Source organism: Comamonas denitrificans (assembly GCF_017368815.1).
Classification (GTDB): Bacteria; Pseudomonadota; Gammaproteobacteria; order Burkholderiales; family Burkholderiaceae_C; genus Comamonas; species Comamonas denitrificans.
This window is the reverse complement of sequence record NZ_JAFNME010000029.1, coordinates 1-18,200: the sequence shown is the minus strand read 5'-3', so window position 1 is coordinate 18,200 and position 18,200 is coordinate 1. Positions and strand designations below refer to the sequence as shown.

20 protein-coding genes are annotated in these 18,200 nt (G+C 55.3%); 14 read left to right on the top strand and 6 right to left on the bottom strand.

Going from position 1 to position 18,200, the window contains the following annotated elements; all coding sequences use genetic code 11:
- Positions 1–7: 7 nt before the first annotated feature.
- The 3 genes from ccoN to J1777_RS11735 all read right to left on the bottom strand — a co-directional run bounded on the left by ccoN (position 8) and on the right by J1777_RS11735 (position 4,095).
- Positions 8–1,447, bottom strand: coding sequence for a cytochrome-c oxidase, cbb3-type subunit I (gene ccoN / locus J1777_RS11745; protein ID WP_207575885.1), 1,440 nt, complete (start codon positions 1,445–1,447; stop codon positions 8–10).
- A 64-nt stretch (positions 1,448–1,511) separates the two neighbouring features.
- Entirely contained in the window at positions 1,512–1,649 is a 138-nt protein-coding gene (ccoS, locus tag J1777_RS11740) for a cbb3-type cytochrome oxidase assembly protein CcoS (protein ID WP_207575884.1), read from the bottom strand.
- 10 nt (positions 1,650–1,659) lie between these two features.
- Positions 1,660–4,095, bottom strand: a complete 2,436-nt coding sequence (locus J1777_RS11735) for a heavy metal translocating P-type ATPase (protein WP_423220547.1) — start codon at positions 4,093–4,095, stop codon at positions 1,660–1,662.
- Positions 4,096–4,253: 158 nt separating this feature from the next.
- Between J1777_RS11735 and J1777_RS11730 the strand changes: the two genes are divergently transcribed.
- Positions 4,254–4,697, top strand: coding sequence for a universal stress protein (locus J1777_RS11730; protein WP_207575882.1), 444 nt, complete (start codon positions 4,254–4,256; stop codon positions 4,695–4,697).
- 197 nt (positions 4,698–4,894) lie between these two features.
- Here the strand turns inward: J1777_RS11730 and serB are convergent, their stop codons facing one another.
- Both serB and J1777_RS11720 read right to left on the bottom strand, forming a co-directional pair.
- Positions 4,895–5,611, bottom strand: a complete 717-nt coding sequence (gene serB / locus J1777_RS11725) for a phosphoserine phosphatase SerB (protein WP_207575881.1) — start codon at positions 5,609–5,611, stop codon at positions 4,895–4,897.
- A gap of 297 nt (positions 5,612–5,908) precedes the next feature.
- A complete protein-coding gene (locus J1777_RS11720; protein WP_207575880.1) occupies positions 5,909–7,027 on the bottom strand; it encodes a high-affinity branched-chain amino acid ABC transporter substrate-binding protein in 1,119 nt (372 codons plus the stop codon).
- Positions 7,028–7,264: 237 nt separating this feature from the next.
- Here J1777_RS11720 and J1777_RS11715 point away from each other — a divergent pair, with 237 nt between their 5' ends.
- Together J1777_RS11715 and J1777_RS11710 are read left to right on the top strand one after the other, a co-directional pair.
- Positions 7,265–9,361 (top strand): 3-hydroxyacyl-CoA dehydrogenase NAD-binding domain-containing protein, encoded by a 2,097-nt coding sequence (locus J1777_RS11715; protein ID WP_207575879.1) that lies wholly within the window; start codon positions 7,265–7,267, stop codon positions 9,359–9,361.
- Positions 9,362–9,388: 27 nt separating this feature from the next.
- A complete protein-coding gene (locus tag J1777_RS11710; protein WP_207575878.1) occupies positions 9,389–10,564 on the top strand; it encodes an acetyl-CoA C-acyltransferase in 1,176 nt (391 codons plus the stop codon).
- Positions 10,565–10,672: 108 nt separating this feature from the next.
- Here J1777_RS11710 and J1777_RS11705 read toward each other — a convergent pair whose 3' ends face one another.
- Entirely contained in the window at positions 10,673–11,662 is a 990-nt protein-coding gene (locus J1777_RS11705) for an integron integrase (protein WP_207575877.1), read from the bottom strand.
- A 156-nt stretch (positions 11,663–11,818) separates the two neighbouring features.
- Here J1777_RS11705 and J1777_RS11700 point away from each other — a divergent pair, with 156 nt between their 5' ends.
- The 11 genes from J1777_RS11700 (at position 11,819) to J1777_RS11650 (ending at position 17,716) form a co-directional block, all read left to right on the top strand.
- Positions 11,819–12,841 (top strand): leucine-rich repeat domain-containing protein, encoded by a 1,023-nt coding sequence (locus tag J1777_RS11700; RefSeq protein ID WP_207575876.1) that lies wholly within the window; start codon positions 11,819–11,821, stop codon positions 12,839–12,841.
- A 130-nt stretch (positions 12,842–12,971) separates the two neighbouring features.
- On the top strand, positions 12,972–13,235 hold the full coding sequence (locus J1777_RS11695) for a GIY-YIG nuclease family protein (protein ID WP_207575875.1): 264 nt from the start codon (positions 12,972–12,974) through the stop codon (positions 13,233–13,235).
- Positions 13,236–13,336: 101 nt separating this feature from the next.
- A complete protein-coding gene (locus J1777_RS11690) occupies positions 13,337–13,636 on the top strand; it encodes a DUF1010 domain-containing protein (protein ID WP_207575874.1) in 300 nt (99 codons plus the stop codon).
- 110 nt (positions 13,637–13,746) lie between these two features.
- Positions 13,747–14,079, top strand: coding sequence for a quaternary ammonium compound efflux SMR transporter QacL (qac, locus tag J1777_RS11685; protein WP_015059047.1), 333 nt, complete (start codon positions 13,747–13,749; stop codon positions 14,077–14,079).
- Positions 14,080–14,202: 123 nt separating this feature from the next.
- Positions 14,203–14,565, top strand: coding sequence for a cupin domain-containing protein (locus tag J1777_RS11680; RefSeq protein WP_013722854.1), 363 nt, complete (start codon positions 14,203–14,205; stop codon positions 14,563–14,565).
- Positions 14,566–14,708: 143 nt separating this feature from the next.
- Positions 14,709–15,008, top strand: a complete 300-nt coding sequence (locus J1777_RS11675; protein WP_207575873.1) for a DUF1010 domain-containing protein — start codon at positions 14,709–14,711, stop codon at positions 15,006–15,008.
- 70 nt (positions 15,009–15,078) lie between these two features.
- Complete coding sequence (locus tag J1777_RS11670) at positions 15,079–15,369, top strand: hypothetical protein (protein ID WP_207575872.1); 291 nt, start codon at positions 15,079–15,081, stop codon at positions 15,367–15,369.
- A gap of 2 nt (positions 15,370–15,371) precedes the next feature.
- Positions 15,372–15,611, top strand: coding sequence for a helix-hairpin-helix domain-containing protein (locus J1777_RS11665; protein ID WP_207575871.1), 240 nt, complete (start codon positions 15,372–15,374; stop codon positions 15,609–15,611).
- Between the two features lie 111 nt (positions 15,612–15,722).
- Positions 15,723–16,013, top strand: coding sequence for a DUF1010 domain-containing protein (locus J1777_RS11660; RefSeq protein ID WP_207575870.1), 291 nt, complete (start codon positions 15,723–15,725; stop codon positions 16,011–16,013).
- Positions 16,014–16,032: 19 nt separating this feature from the next.
- The gene (locus J1777_RS11655) at positions 16,033–16,440 is read left to right on the top strand and encodes a hypothetical protein (protein WP_207575869.1); all 408 of its coding nucleotides are present in this window, start codon (positions 16,033–16,035) and stop codon (positions 16,438–16,440) included.
- 82 nt (positions 16,441–16,522) lie between these two features.
- Complete coding sequence (locus J1777_RS11650) at positions 16,523–17,716, top strand: PIN-like domain-containing protein (protein ID WP_207575868.1); 1,194 nt, start codon at positions 16,523–16,525, stop codon at positions 17,714–17,716.
- The last annotated feature ends 484 nt before the right edge of the window (positions 17,717–18,200 follow it).

The following is an 18,200-nucleotide window of genomic DNA, read 5'->3' as shown; positions in this document are numbered from 1 at the left end:
CTGGAACTTAAGCGTGGGCAGGATTAACAGCAGGTACAGGCACTTTGACAGCACGGCCCGAGGCAGCTGTTTTCAGCACGTTCCACGCCATCACAACCATCCCAGACACGAACAGCAGGCCGCCGACCACACGAATCACGTAGAAAGGATGCGAAGCTTTCACACTCTCAACAAAGGTGTAGGTGAGCGTTCCATCGGGGTTCACGGCACGCCACATCAGGCCTTGCATCACACCAGCAATCCACATCGAAGCGATGTAGAGCACGATACCGATCGTGGCCAGCCAGAAGTGCAGCTCAATGGCCGACTTGGAATACATCTCTTCTTTGCCGAACAGACGCGGCACCAAGTAATACAACGAGCCCATGGTCACCAAGCCGACCCAGCCCAGAGCACCCGAGTGCACGTGACCCACGGTCCAATCGGTGTAGTGCGACAAGGCATTGACTGTCTTGATGGCCATCATCGGGCCCTCAAAAGTCGACATACCATAGAACGACAGGGACACGATCAAGAAACGCAGGATCGGATCGTCACGCAGTTTGTGCCAAGCACCCGACAGGGTCATGATCCCGTTGATCATGCCGCCCCAGGATGGTGCCAACAGAATCAGAGAGAACACCATGCCGACCGACTGCGTCCAATCAGGCAGCGCTGTGTAGTGCAAGTGGTGTGGACCGGCCCACATGTAGGTGAAGATCAGTGCCCAGAAGTGCACAATCGACAGGCGGTACGAATAGACTGGACGACCAGCTTGCTTGGGGATGAAGTAGTACATCATGCCCAAGAAGCCCGCTGTCAGGAAAAAGCCCACCGCGTTGTGCCCATACCACCACTGAACCATGGCATCTTGCACGCCAGCATAGGCCGAGTAGCTTTTCATCCAGCCGGCGGGAATGGCAGCGCTATTGACCACGTGCAGCAGGGCAACGGCAATAATGAAAGCACCGTAGAACCAGTTGGCCACATAAATGTGCTTGACCTTGCGTGTGCCAATGGTGCCAAAAAACACAATGGCGTACGACACCCACACTGCAGTGATCAGCAGGTCAATCGGCCATTCCAGTTCGGCGTATTCCTTGGCTTGAGTGAAACCCAGGGGAAGGGTAATGACTGCCGCCACAATCACGGCTTGCCATCCCCAGAAGGTGAAAGCTGCCAGTTTTGGGGCAAAGAGCGTGGTTTGGCAGGTACGCTGCACCACGTAGTAGCTCGTTCCCATAAGGGCAGAGCCACCAAAAGCGAAAATTACCGCATTGGTATGCAAAGGACGCAAACGTCCAAAGCTTAGCCATGGAACACCGAAATTGAGCTCGGGCCAGGCAAGCTGAGCGGCGACAAACACCCCCACCAGCATGCCAATCACGCCCCAAATTACGGCCATGATTGAAAGCTGCCGCACTACTTTATCGTTGTAGTGGACCGCACTTGTTTTTACATTGTCCATCGTGCACCTCTTAAATTGCAGACAAAAGTTTCACCGTTTTCAGCTTAAAAATTCTTGACTCAAGTCAATCCTGTCGAAGAATGCGCTCCCCCTCTTGCTCAACGCTCTCAAATTGGCCTCGATGCACTGCCCACCAAAGGGCAATAGCTATAAAAAAAACCAAGCCTACGGACAGCGGAATCAATAAATACAAGATATCCATCGCAACCTTCCTAACCAGCCGTCGGCTGATTTATCCATTGAGGGGACGCTCCCTCAGCCTGCAGCGGCAGTGCCAACTGGTTTTTACTGCCCGCCAAACGGGCCGCATTTATCACCACCCACAATGAGCTGGCGGCCATGCCTAGGCCGGCCAGCCACGGTGGCACCATACCAAGCGCGGCAAACGGTACAGAAACAATGTTGTAAGCCATGGCCCAGCCCAGGTTCTGGCGCACGATGCGCAATGTTTTGCGGGCAAATGCCAGGGTTTGCACGATTTGGCGCAAGTCACTGCCCAGCACCACAAAATCTGAGCGTGCCCGGGCCAATGGTACGGCACGGCCAAAGGCAAACGACACATCGGCACCGGCCAATACTGGGCCATCGTTCAAGCCATCGCCAACCATGCCCACCGTGACATTTTGGGCTTGTAAAGCCTGCAAGGCCAGCAGCTTATCCTGCGGGCTGCGCTGGGCTTGGTAGTGTGCAATGCCAACCGCCTCGGCCACACGCGCCACAGCCGCAGGGCCGTCTCCAGAGAGCAATTGCACTTGAATGCCCAAAGCTTGCAAGTCATGCACCACCTGGGCCGCCTCTGGGCGAACACACTCCTCGAGCTCAAAGGCGGCCAAGGGAAGGACAGCAGGCGCTGAAGCCATGCCCTCTGACTCACTTTGCTCAAGCGATAAATACACTGCTTGGGTCAGCGTCTGCGGCCAGTTTCCCGCCGCTGCAAAAGCCAATGAACCCAGCCGCACCCAGCGAGGCTGGCCCTGCCAATGGGCTGAGGATTGCACCTGGGCCCGCAAACCTTGCCCGGCCAGCTCTTGCAACTGCAGCACTTGCCAAGCATGCTCATCCTCACCAACGCTCAAACTTTGTAGCGCTTTGGACACAGGATGCATAGATTGTTTTGCCAAAGCAACGGCTAATGCCGAATATTCAGCGGGCAGTGCTTCACCATTTGCAGCATGGCTCGCCTGCACGGCCAATCCCTCTTGCGTCAGGGTGCCGGTTTTATCAAAAACAATCGTGTACACCTTGGCCAAGGCTTCCAATCCTTGCAGATTGCGCACCAACACCCCTTGCCGGGCCAAGGAGCCTGCCGCCGTCAAAATGGCCACCGGGGTCGCCAAGGACAGGGCGCAGGGGCAGGTAACAATGAGCACCACAGCCGCATACAACAGGCCTTTGCCCGGGTCGTGCGGCCACCAGTAAGCGGCCGTGGCCGCCGCAAGCAACAAAATTCCCAGCAAAAACGGCCCAGCCACCTTGTCCGCCAATTGGGCCAATCGGGGTTTTTGCGTGCTGGCCTGCTCCATGAGGCCGACAATTTCGGCAAAGCGGGTGGACTCGCCCAGTGCTTGCACCTGCATTTCGACCATCGCACTCAAGTTAAAGCTGCCAGCGACCACGGCGCAGCCCTCCGGCTTGCTGACCGGGCGCGACTCCCCCGTGAGCAAAGCCTCATCGGCCTGGGTATGCCCACGCACGATGACACCATCCGCCGGAAAAGCTTCGCCTGGCAACACTTTGAGCACATCGCCCAGCACCACCCGGCGCAAGGCTACGCGGGCAAACTGCCCATCGTCTTGGCGCTGCAAAACGCTGTCGGGCAGGCGATTGAGCACATTTTCCAAAGCCCCTGCGGTGCGATCACGCAGGCGCACTTCCAGCCAGCGCCCAGCCAGCAAGAAAGCGGCAAACATCGACAGCGAATCGAAATACACCTCGCGCCCAAAAATTCCTTTTGGGTCAAACGTTCCCCAGCTGCTGATGACAAAAGTAATCGCCATGCCCAAAGCCACGGGCAAATCCATGCTGATGCGCCCTTGGCGCAAATCCCGCCAGGCACCGCTAAAAAACGGCCCGCAAGAATAAATCAGCATGGGGATACAAATCAGCCACGAAGCCCAGCGCAGCAGGGTTTCGATCTCCAGCGACAAATCACCGGGCTTGGCCTCATAGGCCGGCCAAGCGTACATCATCACCTGCATCATGCAAAAAGTGGCCAGCAACCAGCGCCACAGCATCTTGCGCTGGGAGGCTTGGCGCAGCGTTTTGGCATAGGTATCTTGGGCCGGAACGGCGCGGTAGCCGGCTTGGGCAATGGTGGCAAACCACTGCGATGGTTTGGTCAGTCGCGCATCCCAGACGATGCGGGCGCGGTGTGCCGCAGCGGACACTTCCACGCGCACGATGCCTGGAGCGCTGCGCAATGCCTCTTCAATACTGAGCGCGCACGTGGCGCAGAACATGCCCTCCAGCGCCACGTGCGAATCCCAAATAGGAACCGTGGCTGGATCGGAGGAAGTTGTTGAGGGCGTTGCAGCCCCAGCGGGTTTGCCAAACTGTGGCCACTCCTGGGGATCATCTAGAAGAACGTGTTCTTCCTCAGCCTGCGCCCTTTTTTCTTCAGAAACAAGAAGATGCGAATCTTTTTGCACAAGATTCTGAGCAAATAAAGTCATAACGTTGCGGGCCCGCATCATAAACGCTTTGACCCGGGTCAAATCTCCTCAGCAAAGACAACCTAAGCTGCTAAAGTATTCATAGCGTAAAAAGTATACTTTTCAACGCTATTTTTCACCCAGGAGGTCTGTTTATGTATGAACGCATTTTGGTAGCCACTGATGGCTCTGCCCTGTCAGAAAAAGCGGTGCAAAGCGCACTGTCCTTGGCCAAGCTCAGTGGCGCAACCCTGGTGGCGTTGCGTGTCATTCCCCGCTATCCGCGCAGCTATTTAGAGGGCGGGGCCACTGTGGATATTTCAGAAATCAAACGCATTGAGGCCCAGTGGACCGCCCAAGCACAAGAGCAATTGAGCGCCATCAAAGCCGAGGGCAAAAATATGGGTGTGACGGTAAAAACCACCATCGCCAAATCTGACTTGGTGGCCGAATCCATCATCGCCACCGCAGACAAGCAAGAGGTGGACCTGATCGTCATGGCCTCACACGGGCGCAAGGGCATTAAGCGCCTGCTGCTGGGCAGCGAAACGCAGCATGTGCTGACCCACTCGGGCAAACCGATTTTGGTGCTGCGCTAATCACCGTTGAAACGCCAGGCAAGCATCAAATCAGCACCGGATACCGCCCAACAAAAAAGCGACACACATGGTGTCGCTTTTTGCTGCAGCACGGGTGCTTTAACTTAAAAAATAGAGCTTTTTGCGCTTGAAAATAAAGCGCTTCAGCTTGTTTTTTATCTGAAATCTTTATTTTTAGAGCGGGTCGCGCTACTTTTTCAGCCCAATACTTCCAGCAGCCGATCCAAACCACCTTCATTGATACACACCTGGGCTACGCTGCGCACGCGCGGCTTGGCGTGGTAGGCCACCGACAGGCCGGCCGCCTCCATCATGGGGATGTCGTTGCTGCCATCGCCCACGGCAATGCACTGGGCTGGGGCAATGCCCAGCAGGCTGGCCACTTCCAGCAAGGTGCGGCGTTTTTCAGCACCGTCGCAAATATCGCCCCAGCATTGCGCAACCAAGCCACCGGTGAGCACGCCGTCAGACTCTTCCAGCACGTTGGCGCGGACAAAGTCGATGTTCAGCAGGCCGCGCACGTATTCGGCAAAAAAAGTAAAACCGCCGGAGACCAGCAGCACTTTGAGCCCCGCTTTTTGCGCTGCCTGCACCAGCTCTTGCGCACCGGGCGACAACTGCAGACGCTCTTGGCGCACTTGCAGCATTTGCGCCTGCGTCACGCCGCGCAGCTTGGCCACCCGCTGGCGCAGGCTGTCTTTAAAGTCGGCGATCTCGCCGCGCATGGTCGCTTCGGTGATGGCGGCCACTTCAGCTTTTTTGCCCGTCACATCGGCAATCTCGTCGATGCATTCGATGGTGATCAGGGTTGAATCCATATCAAAAGCGATCAGTTTGTAATCGCTCAGACGCAAGGTAGCGGGGTCTTTGGCCAGATTTTGGATCAGCAAGCCGGGGGCAATTTCGGTGGACATAAGTCAGGGGAAGGCAGGTAAAGGGCAGAAAGGACAGGCAAAAAAAATAGCTTCAAGCGCTTATCATATAAGCGTTTTAGGCTATTTTAATAGAAATTAATACTGCCACTTAGAACGTGTTCATGATCTCGAATGAAGGTGTGGGGGATGCGGATCGGGATGGGTTGCGAGGCGCAAACCACAGCAATAGCTTGGCTATTGCGAGGATTTGCAACGACGCAGACCGCCCGAGGCCGCGCCCGCACACCCATGAGGAGATCGTGAACACGTTCTTATGCCGCAAGCTGCTGCCGCGCATCAGCGCACCAGCTTGCGCTGGCCACTCTTGTCCAGCTTGAAGACGACAAAATCAAAATTCTTCAAATCGCCCTTGCGGTCAAAGGCAACGGGGCCAATCACCGTATCAAAGCGATTGCTGTGCATGTACTCCGCCACTTTTTTGGGGTCGGTGCCCACGGCTTTCATGCTTTCGTGCAGCACTTGAACCGCAGCGTAGGCTGGCATTTGGTAGGCACCGTTGGCGGGGCGTTGGGCTTTTTCAAAGGCTTGGACGATGGCTTGGTTCTCGGCGCGGGCGCTGAAGTCGGCCGGGTAGGTAAACAGCATGCCGTCCAGCGCTGGGCCCGCAATTTCGACCAGGCTTTGGTTGAAAGCGCCTTCGGCCCCCATGAATTGGGTTTGCAGGCCTTGCTCTTTGGCCTGGCGCAGCAGCAAGCCCATTTCAGGCGGATAGCCACCAAAGAACACCACGTCGGGTTTGATGGTTTTGAGCTTGGTAATCACGGCGGAGTAATCGCTGTCCCCGGCATTAATACCGTCGTACAGGGCAATATTTGCCCCCAGTTTCTCCAGCGAAGCCTTCACATGCTGGGCCACGCCGGCACCATAGGTTTGTTTGTCGTGCAGCACGACGATGGTTTGGGCGTTCAGGCGGGCGGCGATAAAGCTGGCGGCAAAGGGGCCTTGCTGGTCATCGCGGCCAATGGTGCGGAAAAAGTAGCGGCCCTTGAGGTTGTCCGTCACCTGCGGCGCCGTCGCACCGGGGGTGATGGCGACAATACCCTCTTCTTCGTAAATTTTTGCTGCAGGCACCGTAACCCCCGAGCAGACGTGGGCGACCGCAAATTTGGCGCCTGAGTTGATCACCCGGTTGGCCGCAGGCACGGCTTGTTTGGGCTCGCAGGCATCATCAATCAACACCGGCTGGTAGGGGCGGCCATTCAAGCCCCCGGCTGCATTCAAGGTTTCAATGGCGGTTAAAACGCCGGCCTTGAGCTCATCGCCGTATTGGGTATTGGGCCCCGTCATGGGGGCGGGCACGCCAATCAAAATGGGCTCGGGGGCAGCACTGGCGGTGCCCATCAAGGTGGCGGCAGCCAGGGCGATGCTGGCGCGAAGGAAGGTGGTGCGTTGCATGAAGAAATTCTCAAAGAAGAAAACACGGAAAACACGGAAAACACGAAAGGGCATTGTTGGGCCCGTGCGCACGGTTTTTTCCCTGGGATTTCCCGCAAATTTGTCTGTAATCCAACAGTGTTTTGAGCAATTAGCCCTCGCCATGTCCCCGAAGGGACAAAACGCCGTCGCAGGCCATCCCTAGAATGTGTTTTTTAGAACGTTCGTTCTATTCATATTTATCCAAGGAGACCTGTGATGACGGTTCACTACCAAGTCCACACCGATGTGGCTGTGCTGACCCTTGACCTGCCCCCTGTCAATAGCCTGGGGCTGGCCATGCGCCAGGCGCTGGCCGCTGGCCTGCAACGCGCCCAGGACGAGCCCCAAGTGCAGGCGATTGTGCTGACCGGCGCGGGCAAGGCGTTTTCCGGCGGGGCCGACATTACCGAGTTTGGCCACGATGCCGCGTTTGCCGAACCCAATCTGCACACCCTGATTGCCATGGTGGAAGGCTGCAGCAAACCCGTGGTTGCCGCCTTGCACAGCGTTTGCATGGGCGGCGGGCTGGAGCTGGCGCTGGCCTGCCACTACCGCATGGCCACGCCCGATTGCAAGCTGGGCCTGCCGGAGGTGAAGCTGGGCCTGCTGCCCGGCGCAGGCGGCACACAACGCCTGCCGCGTGCCCTGGGGGTGGAGCCGGCGCTGAACATGATCGTCAGCGGCGAACCGGTGGCTGCCGCCCTGCTGGCCCAGGTGCCGGGGCAAAAGCTGCTAACCCAGCTGGCCACCAGCGCTGCCACCTTGCTGGATGAAGCCGTGGCCCTGGCCCGCAGCGTGGCCAGCGTGCGCCCGCTGCCGCTGGTGGCGGCGCTGCGGGCCCGGCACCCGCAGGGCGATGCTTACTTTCAGTTTGCCCGCAACATGGTCAAGGGCATGGCGAAACACTTCCCCGCCCCGGCCAAGTGCGTGGATGCCGTGCAGGCGGCCACCCAGCAAAAAATCACCGACGGCCTGGCGACCGAGCGCGACCTGTTCCTGCAACTGATGTTCACCCCCGAATCGCGGGCGCTGCGCCATTTGTTCTTTGCCGAGCGCGCTGCCAGCAAGATTCCGGACGTGCCTGCCAACACCCCGCTGCGAGCTATTGAAAGCGTAGCTGTTATCGGAGCAGGCATGATGGGTGGCGGCATTGCCATGAACTTTTTGAATGCTGGCGTACCGGTCAAGCTCCTAGAAACAAAGCAAGAAGCGCTGGAGCGCGGCGTGGCCACCATTCGCAAAAACTACGAAGGGCAGCTGGCCAAGGGCAAACTCACGCAGGACAAGTACGCGCAGCGCATGGCCCTGCTCTCGACCACGTTGGATTACGCCGACCTGAAAGATGCCGACCTGGTCATCGAAGCCGTGTTCGAGGACATGGCCGTCAAGCAGGCCGTGTTCACCCAACTGGATGCCGTGGCCAAGCCCGGTGCCATCTTGGCCAGCAACACCTCCACCCTGGATTTGAACCAAATCGCCGCCTTCACCCAGCGCCCGCAGGACGTGGTGGGCCTGCACTTTTTCAGCCCGGCCAACGTCATGAAGCTGCTGGAAGTGGTGCGCGGCGCAAAAACCGCCAACGACGTGCTGGCCACCGCCATGGCCGTAGCAAAAAAAATCCGCAAAACGGCCGTGCTCTCGGGCGTGTGCGATGGCTTTATCGGCAACCGCATGATCGAGCGCTACAGCCAGCAGGCCGGCTTTTTGCTGGACGAGGGCTGCACGCCTGAACAGGTGGACAAAGCGGCCGAGCAATTTGGCTTTGCCATGGGCCCATTCCGCATGAGCGACCTGGCGGGCAACGACATTGGCTGGGCCATTCGCAAGCGCCGCGCCATTGAGCGGCCAGACATTCGCTACAGCAAAACCGCCGATCTGCTGTGCGAGCAAGGCCGCTTTGGCCAAAAAACCGGCGCGGGCTGGTACGACTACCTGCCGGGCAAGCGCAACGCCATCCCCAACGCCGACGTGGTGGCCATGATCGCCGCCAACCGCCAGGCCCAGGGCATCACGCCGCGCCAGATTGCGGACGAAGAAATCGTTCAGCGCCTGGTGTTCAGCCTGGTGAACGAAGCCGCGCACATTCTGGAAGAAGGCATTGCCACCAAGGCCAGCGATATTGATGTGGTCTATATCTTTGGCTACGGCTTTCCTGTGCATCGCGGTGGGCCGCTGTGCTACGCCAACGAAGTGGGCCTGTTCAACGTCGTCGCCGCCATGCAGCGCTTTGCCAACAACCCGCTGGACGATGCCGCGTTCTGGCAGCCCGCGCCGCTCTTGCAGCGCCTGGTGGCTGAAGGCAAATCGTTCTGATCGCACCGTATTAAAGGGAATAGTGCTATGACTTCCGCAGTAATCGTCTCCACCGCCCGCACCCCGCTTGCCAAGAGCTGGAAGGGCGCGTTCAACCTAACCTATGGCCCCACCCTGGGCGGCCACGCCGTGCGCCATGCCGTGCAGCGGGCCGGCATCGACGCGGCTTTGGTCGAAGATGTCATCATGGGCTGCGCCCTGCCCGAAGGCACCACCGGCGCCAACGTGGCGCGGCTGATCGCCCTCCAGGCGGGCCTGCCGGTCACGGCCTCGGGCCTGACCATCAACCGCTTTTGCTCCTCAGGCCTGCAATCCATCGCCCTGGCCGCGCAGCGCATCATCGCCGGAGAAAACGACGTGCTGGTCGCCGGTGGCGTGGAAAGCATCTCCTGCGTGCAGCAAGAGGTAAACATGCACATGGCGCACGACCCGGCCCTGGCTGCCAGCAAGCCAGAAATCTACTGGAACATGCTGCAAACGGCCGAGAACGTCGCCCAACGCTACCGCATCGGCCGCGATGCAATGGACGAATACGGCGCCGCCAGCCAGCAAAAAGCCTGCGCCGCCCAGGCAGCGGGCCTATTCGATGCCGAAATCGCCCCCATCACCGTCACCGCTGGAATCGCCGACAAGCAACGGGGCCTGATCACCCAAGAAGTGACCGTATCCAAGGACGAAGGCACGCGCGAAGGCACCACCGTGGCCGCCGTCAGCGGCCTAAAAAGCGCCCTCCCCGGCGGCCTGATCACCGCCGGCAACGCCAGCCAATTCAGCGATGGCGCGGGCGCTTGCGTAGTGGTCAGCGAAGATTTTGCGGCCCGCAACGGCCTGCAACCCCTGGGCCGCTTCCTGGGCTTTGCCGTGGCCGGTTGCGAGCCGGATGAAATGGGCATTGGCCCCGTCTTTGCCGTGCCCAAGGTGCTGAAAAAACTGGGCCTCACCGTGCAAGACATCGACCTGTGGGAGCTGAACGAAGCCTTCGCCGTGCAAGTGCTCTACTGCCGCGACACCCTGGGCATCCCCAACGAGCGCCTGAACGTCAATGGCGGCGCCATCGCCCTGGGCCACCCCTACGGCGTATCGGGCCAGCGCCTAACCGGCCACGCCCTGATCGAAGGCAAACGCCGAGGTGCCAAACGCGTGTGCGTCACCATGTGCATCGGCGGCGGCATGGGCGCAGCCGGGGTGTTTGAGGTGCTGTAACCCGGCCTGGATGCCCAATCCGTAGCCACCATAAAAAAAGGAAGCCCAAGCTTCCTTTTTTTATAGCTGCAAGCGCTTTATTAATCAGCGTTAGAAGCATTTAAGTACCTAAAGTGCATCCAACGGACTCAAAATACCGCGCCCGCCTTTATTCATTACATGGGTGTAAATCATGGTGGTGCTGACATCGGCATGCCCCAGCAGCTCTTGCACCGTGCGAATGTCGTAACCCGCTTGCAGCAAATGCGTGGCAAACGAGTGGCGCAGCACATGGGGGCTAACAGGCTTGGCAATCCCAGCACGGCGTGCCGCATCGCGCACAGCGCGTTGCACCGAGGTGGGTAGCACATGGTGCCTGCGCTCGAGCAACTCTCCCGTGCGTGCATCTGGGCGCGGGTCTTGCGAGCGCACAGGCGAAGGAAACACCCATTGCCAAGGCCAGCTGCGGTCGGCCTCGGGGTACTTCATGGCCAACGCATGGGGCAAATAGACACGCCCAAATCCCGCCAATACATCTTTTTCGTGCAAAGCACGCACTTTTTGCAGCTGCGCTTTTAATGGGGTAATCAAATTCTCTGGCAACACCGTGACCCGGTCTTTATTGCCTTTGCCCTCGCGCACGATGATTTCGCGGCGCTCAAACTCAATGTCTTTCACGCGCAGGCGCAGCCCCTCCAACACCCGCATGCCAGTGCCATACAGCAAATGAGCAATCAAACCCGGCGTGCCTTCCATATGCTGCAGCAATTCACGCACCTCGCTGGGCGTTAACACCACAGGTAAGCGTTGTGGTGTTTTGGCCTGCACCACCTCATCAAGCCAAGGCAATTCGATTTGCAGCACTTGCTTGTAAAGGTAGAGCAGCGCTGATTTGGCCTGATTTTGTGTCGATGCTGATACCTGCCGGTGTACTGCCAAATGCGTCAAAAAAGCCTCCACCTCGGCTGCACCCATATCTTTTGGGTGGCGCTTGTGGTGAAAAAGAATGAAGCGCTTGACCCAATCGGCGTACGCTTCTTCAGTGCGAATACTGTAGTGCCGCGTGCGCAAATGCTCACGCAAACGGGGGAGCAGCTTGGGGGGTGGAGGGGTGTTCATCCGCCAATTTTTAGACCGCTCTAAATGTCAAGCATTGGAGATTTCCCCATGAATAGGGTTTAACATGGTGGCATTAGGCATCGTACATCTCTACAGTCCACGATGTCTATTTTTAGTTAGGCACAACCAAATACACTCATAAAGGGAATTTCAACAATGTCCGTAAGCATAGTAATAGGCGGAGAAAGTATCCCAGCCACACATTCACCAGAAGGTATCACCTTAAATCCGCAGGGATGCCTTAGCTTGGTAGAAATTGAGTCATTCCCATCGAATGTAACGTTAATACAGGGCTCGCTGAACATCCATGACAGCCCCATTAGGGAGTTACCAAGCCCACTAACAGTACATGGAGATTTATTGCTTGAAAGCTGCCCTAACATTCAGCTCCCGGATAATCTAGTTGTAACTGGCGACCTGATACTTTCGAATAGTGAAATGGAAAGTACCCTGCTACCGCGCGGGCTTATCGTGAGCGGCGCCCTACACATTAGCGATTGCAACATTCGCGAATTGCCAAATGATATTAAAGTAGGCCGAAGCATTGTCATGAATGGCAGCAAGGTAAAATCACTACCCGACGAAATCATCCTACCGGGGAGCCTTGATATTGGGAACACCGCAATATCAAAACTACCCAGAACGCTCAAGCTAGGCAGCGCATTTGTTGCAACAAACTGCCCTATTGATTCGCTGCCGGAAATATTTGAAGTATCTGAAAGTATAGATATAAGCGGCACAGGCATAAAAACCCTACCAGACAACCTAACCCTATATGGCGATTTATTTGTAAATGACTCAAAAATCGAGTCCCTGCCAGAAAATTTATCCGTCTACAACCTACAGATAAGCAGCACAAACATACCAGAAATACCTGAATCAATTAAAGTCAACGGCTTTCTCTACGCCAATTACACTAAAATCCGGAAAATCCCAGCATCAATAAGCTCGCTAGAAGGAACATTATCTTTGGTAGGCAGCGACATAGAGTACTTACCAGAAAACATCTCTATCACGGGTGATTTATTTCTTGCTGATAGCGCAATAAAACATCTGCCTGAAGGAGTTCAGGTGCAAGGCACCATCTATCTTGGCGGGACAATTCTTTCTAAAGACTCCACTCAAAAAGAAAAAGTCTCAAAGCGCAGCGCTGCAATTAATTATGACTGGCGTCCTTAACAACGCACAAAGCCAAAGCACAAAGCCAAAGCACAAAGCCAAAGGCCTAACAATTGGTTCAAATCGCTCGCTCCGCTCGCTGGGACGGGCTAAAGCCCGCCCCTTAACCAAACGTTAGTTGACAAAGAGCATGACCTTCGACCATCCTTCAAACCTCCCCAAGATTCCATTAGCAGGCTCCTGCTCTGGCGTATATTTTCTGTATAACGGGGACGAACTCGTCTATATCGGGCAAGGCTGGAATTGTGTTTTGCGTGTCGCCGAGCACACACGCAAAGACTCCGATAAAGTTTTTACGCATTGGAGCTTCTTTCCAGTAGAGAACGAGTCGGAACGAAAAGATTTAGAGCGCCAGCTTCGTGCTCAGCACAAACCCAAATTCAACCGCGTGTAGCTTCGCTTCGTCCGGTGCAGCGCGGCCAGCTAACAGTTCGTTCAAGGCGGACGGCTTCGCCGCCGCTTAACTCAAGCGTTAGTCCCTTCATATTCCGCTTTATGCAGGCCAGCATTTATTCCAGCGCTTCGCCAATCTCAAAGGTTTCTCCTTTGGGGTTTTGGCGCTGCGCCGGGCTTCGCCTGCGTTCGCTTGGTCGGTTTCAGGCCTTTTGGGCCTCTGGCGCTTGTGCAGTAAGCGCCACCAGCTATCATTCTTGCAGCGCTGCGCCGCTTCCGTGGCGCAGCGCTTTTTCATGGGCCGCGTCCGTCTTCAGGGTTGGGCGCCCCCTTTTGGCCTTCGGGTCTAACTCTGCGCTCAAGCGGACTGGCTTTCAGCCAGCCGCTTACCTTGGCCGTTAGATGCCAGATTTGGCGTTGCGTATGCTCACAGAAAATCGACAGCCGCAAGACTGTTTTTGGCAACTCATAGCCACCACTATTTATCCTTCATACCGTAGAGGAGATTGCACGTGAAGAACTGGCTCTTTCTGGCTATTGCAATATTTGGTGAGGTCGTCGCAACTTCCGCACTGAAGTCCAGCCATGGATTCACCAAGTTAGTTCCTTCTGTTGTAGTTGTGGCTGGCTACGGGCTTGCGTTCTATTTCCTCTCTCTCGCAATCAAGTCCATCCCGGTCGGCATTGCTTATGCTGTTTGGGCTGGCCTCGGCATCGTACTTGTGGCAGCTATCGCTTGGATCTTCCATGGCCAGAAACTAGACTTGTGGGCGTTCGTTGGCATGGGACTTATCGTTAGTGGCGTCGCCGTTCTAAATCTGCTATCCAAGGTCAGCGCACATTGATCGGGCTGGCATCTAACAATTCATTCAAGCCGACGCCGCTTCGCGGCGCGGCTTAATTCAGGTGTTAGACTTTTGGGCGGCGCGAATCTTGCTGCCCAAAGGCTTGCATTTACGGAGCAAAAAATGAGCACTCACCGCGTGTATAAGTCCCATGAATTCATGCAGCCAGCCGAGAAAGAACCAATACGGTCTGTTGTTGTTGAATCTTCGCATTCAGTTATCGTGGCTTGGCATGTGGAGCCCGGCCAAACTATTGCGCCACATATTCACCCCGACGGACAAGATACATGGACCATCCTTTCAGGGGAAGGTCAATATCAAATTGACGAGCAAGGCAACACCGTTGCAATTGTTCCGGGGGATATCGTAGTTGCAAACAAAGGGCAGGTGCACGGTGTTCTTTGCACCAGCGTTGGCCCACTTCGGTTCATTTCAGTGGTTGCGCCTTTGGATGCTGGTTATGAACCGCTATCAGCAAAAACATAGGGGATATCAAGTGCAACAAGCTGCCTCCGCTCCCCAGCCTAACTGTTTGGTCAAGCTGACGCCAACAGGCTCCGCCTGTTGGTACCCTCCGCTTCGCTCCGGCGCAGCTTACCGCGGGCGTTAGTCCTCTCATATTCCTCTTTATGCAGGCCTACATTCATTCCAGCGCTTCGCCTTTATCCAAGGTTTCTCCTTTGGGTTTTTGGCGCTATGCCGGGCTTCGCCTGCGTTCGCTTGGTCGGTTTCAGGCCTTTTGGGCCTCTGGCGCTTGTGTAGCAAGCGCTGCTAGCTATCATTCTTGCAGCGCTGCGCCGCTTCCGTGGCCCAGCGCTTTTGCGTGGGTTGTGCCCGTCTTCAAGTCAGGGCGCCCCTTTTTGGCCTTCGGGTCTAACTCTGCGCTCAAGCGGACTGGCTTTCAGCCAGCCGCTTATCTTGGCCGTTAGATGCCTACTGACACCACGTTGTCAGCATCGGTTGTATAGCATTGATGTGCCCTTATCTCGGAGAAAAACCATGAATACAAATGTCGTCGAAATCGTCAAATGGAAAAGCGCTTCCGGCGTTACCGACCGCGCAACGATTGACGCAGCCCAAGCCCTCGTACCTGACCTTAAGACGGTCGGCGGTTTTATCGAGAAGACGCTATACAAGAATGGCGACGAATGGGTCGATATCTACTATTGGGAAACCATAGAAGACGCACAGCTTTCAAACGAACGAATGGCTGGCAAGGCCAGCCTTGGCAAGCTGTTTTCCCTTGTTCAACCGGAATCCGTTTCCATTACCGTTATGCGCAAGGCTTAAGCATGGCCTTCACTGCCGCCGAGAAGAAGAAGATGCTTGAACTGAAAGGGGTTGGTGAGACTGTCGTCGCTCGCTTGGAGCAAATCGGCTTTTCTTCATTGTCACAACTGGCAGGGGAGGACCCGGCCTTCGTGACCAAGCAAATTTCTCAGATGATGGGCTCCACTTGTTGGCACAACAGTCCGCAGGCAAGAAGCGCGATCCAAGCGGTCATCACTCTTGCGCAGAGCAATGCCCAGTGAACTCGGCATCTAACATGGCGGTCGAGAGGGACGCTCCGCAAGCGGCGCTGCCGCTCGCTTCGCGCCCCTCACCTCTACGTTAGCACTGAAGAAAACCAATTTATTTCGCCCATGCTTATTCAAACGGCATTCAATTTCTCAAGCGTTGTTCAGCGCTTGGTTTGTCGTTTCTCTGGGCTTCGCCTGTTGGCGTTACGCTGTTTTTTAGTCTTTTTGGCCTCTAGCCCTTGTGCAGCAAGCGCAAGCAGCTATTGTTTTGAAAGCGCTGTGCTGCTTCGGTGGCGCAGTACTTTTTCGCAGTTCGTGCCCGTCGCCAAATCCAAGTTATCGGTTTTGGCTTCTGGTTCTAACCTTCCGGTCAAGCCGACCCGCATTCTGCGGTCGGCTTACCTCGCCCGTTAGGCCTCACAAGGAGTTTTAATTGAGCACCACAAAGAAAGTTATTAACGTAGCGCAGATCGCCATCAACCCATACGGCTATCTTTTCGGGAAGATAGCTGAGGCCGTTGCAGAGAGCGTCGATGAGTCAGGGGATGCAACCAAGCTTGAACTTTCCCAGCTCCGACTTAATGCTGAAAAGCAGGAGCTTCAGATGAGAATGGCCGAGGCTCAAGCCCGCGTTGCACAAGAATTAGCTATTGCAAAGCGAATTGAAATGGCAACTGAGGTGGAAATCGAGGAATTCTATGACATCCAAGGAGAAGGCTCCTTAGGAGTCAAGGCTGATGAGAAGGCAGTGACACTCGGAGCCAGCGCCTCTGGCCAGAAGGTTTGTAAACGCGTCTATCACTTCCGTGGCGGAAACATTGGGGTCTCTGGTGAGGCCTAACAATTCATTCAAGCCGACGCCGCTTCGCGGCGCGGCTTAATTCAGGCGTTCGGTCTTAAATCCAATCACAGATTTAGCGTTTATGAAAAATAAATTCTCTTGGTACAGTCCGCTTACCCAAAATGAAGTCGACGAGGCTTGGGATGCGGGGATACTGACCGTCGATGCAAACGTTTTGCTTGATCTGTATCGGTATCACGAAGGCACAAGGGACAGCTTGATCTCCAGTATTGAGAAGCTTAAGTGCGCAAAGTGGCTAAGCGCCCAGACGGCGGAGGAGTTTTTCCGAAACAGAAAAAAATCTATCCTTTCGTCACGAAAAACTTTCAAGGAAGCTCAGGACGAAATTGACAAGCTAAAAGCGAAGGCTACAGAAGTAACGCAGGCACTGAAAAGCAATCGCTTAGTACCGTCCTCCATCACCGAAAAGCTGTCCAAGGATTCAGATGAATTACTTCTCGAAGCAGCTAAAGCTATAGAAGAAGAGATCAAAAAACACCCAGATTTCCTAGATGATGACCCTATCCTTGAAAAGCTATATGGAATTTTTGCCAATTCGATTGGAGATGATTTTTCAGAAGCAGACAAGAAAACCCATACCAAGACCGCCGAGGAAAGAAAAAACAAGAAGATTCCTCCCGGCTACATGGATAAAGACAAGGATGGTGACCGATCTTACGGTGACTATTTCTTCTGGCGTCAAGTCCTTGACCACGCGAAAGCGCAGGCCAAACCTGTAATTATTGTTACCTCAGAAAAGAAGGAAGACTGGTGGGAAATTATTAGTGGTCAGACAATCGGGCCGCGCTACGAGCTTCTAAAAGAAGCATACGAAGTGACCGGAAAAAAGGCTCTCATTTATCAGACAGATAGATTCTTGAGTTATGCACTGGAGCGGCTGGGTGAGAAGAAGAACGAGAAAGCGGTTGCCGAAATATCCGAGATCAGCGAACTCCGCTATGCAGGAAATGCAGTAAGAAAGACAACTCAAACCTGCTCGATAAGCACGAGCACCAACAACGTCGGAGAACTGTCGGTCATACTTGGTAGACCTGTTCGAAACTTCACGGGGAGCGGACATTTTTCTCCACAAATGGCAAAACCACCTCGCCTTGAAGTTTCGTTGATCAAGGGGCCATCAGGCATTCCCATGTATAAGTTGGGCGGGGGTACAGGTACAGTCTTTGACTTCAATCTGCACATAAAAGCAACTGATAACACTGAGCTGCTGCCAGAGGGCTTGTATGTTTTTGAGTATCAGGCAATGGTCGAGTAGACCGAACAAAACGCTCCAGCCGACCGTCAAAAAGCTACGCTTTTTGCCGTCGGCTGAGCTAGCACGTTAGAACTTATGGGCCGCACCTGTGATTGCACATTCAATCGTCAAGCGCTGTTATCCAGCGAGGTTGCCGTGTGTTTTTATTGTTTTAATCAGTTCTCGCCGGACGAAATCATCGATTGGTGTGATGGAGAAAACAACCCGCAAACTGCCATTTGTCCACATTGCTCTGTCGATTCAGTCGTTGGCTTCAATGGCCCAGTTGATGTTGAGTGGGTCAAAGCACGGCACAAGCAATCATTCGAGTAATTTCATGCCAGTTCTAACCATTCGCTCAAGCCGACCCGCATACTGCGGTAATCCCCCCGTAAAACCAGCGTCTTGAGAAGTAGATGCCTCCAAAGGAGAATCTCTACTATGAAGAAGTCACGTTTTACAGACAGCCAAATCATCGATGCGCTCAAGCGTGCAGAAGCTGGCC

Bases quoted from the DNA above. Each gene is read 5' to 3' on its own strand.
- ccoN (WP_207575885.1), bottom strand. From the start codon at position 1,447: ATGGACAATGTAAAAACAAGTGCGGTCCACTACAACGATAAAGTAGTG.
- ccoS (WP_207575884.1), bottom strand. From the start codon at position 1,649: ATGGATATCTTGTATTTATTGATTCCGCTGTCCGTAGGCTTGGTTTTT.
- J1777_RS11730 (WP_207575882.1), top strand. From the start codon at position 4,254: ATGTATGAACGCATTTTGGTAGCCACTGATGGCTCTGCCCTGTCAGAA.
- serB (WP_207575881.1), bottom strand. From the start codon at position 5,611: ATGTCCACCGAAATTGCCCCCGGCTTGCTGATCCAAAATCTGGCCAAA.
- J1777_RS11720 (WP_207575880.1), bottom strand. From the start codon at position 7,027: ATGCAACGCACCACCTTCCTTCGCGCCAGCATCGCCCTGGCTGCCGCC.
- J1777_RS11715 (WP_207575879.1), top strand. From the start codon at position 7,265: ATGACGGTTCACTACCAAGTCCACACCGATGTGGCTGTGCTGACCCTT.
- J1777_RS11710 (WP_207575878.1), top strand. From the start codon at position 9,389: ATGACTTCCGCAGTAATCGTCTCCACCGCCCGCACCCCGCTTGCCAAG.
- J1777_RS11705 (WP_207575877.1), bottom strand. From the start codon at position 11,662: ATGAACACCCCTCCACCCCCCAAGCTGCTCCCCCGTTTGCGTGAGCAT.
- J1777_RS11700 (WP_207575876.1), top strand. From the start codon at position 11,819: ATGTCCGTAAGCATAGTAATAGGCGGAGAAAGTATCCCAGCCACACAT.
- J1777_RS11695 (WP_207575875.1), top strand. From the start codon at position 12,972: ATGACCTTCGACCATCCTTCAAACCTCCCCAAGATTCCATTAGCAGGC.
- J1777_RS11690 (WP_207575874.1), top strand. From the start codon at position 13,337: ATGCAGGCCAGCATTTATTCCAGCGCTTCGCCAATCTCAAAGGTTTCT.
- J1777_RS11680 (WP_013722854.1), top strand. From the start codon at position 14,203: ATGAGCACTCACCGCGTGTATAAGTCCCATGAATTCATGCAGCCAGCC.
- J1777_RS11675 (WP_207575873.1), top strand. From the start codon at position 14,709: ATGCAGGCCTACATTCATTCCAGCGCTTCGCCTTTATCCAAGGTTTCT.
- J1777_RS11670 (WP_207575872.1), top strand. From the start codon at position 15,079: ATGAATACAAATGTCGTCGAAATCGTCAAATGGAAAAGCGCTTCCGGC.
- J1777_RS11665 (WP_207575871.1), top strand. From the start codon at position 15,372: ATGGCCTTCACTGCCGCCGAGAAGAAGAAGATGCTTGAACTGAAAGGG.
- J1777_RS11660 (WP_207575870.1), top strand. From the start codon at position 15,723: ATGCTTATTCAAACGGCATTCAATTTCTCAAGCGTTGTTCAGCGCTTG.
- J1777_RS11650 (WP_207575868.1), top strand. From the start codon at position 16,523: ATGAAAAATAAATTCTCTTGGTACAGTCCGCTTACCCAAAATGAAGTC.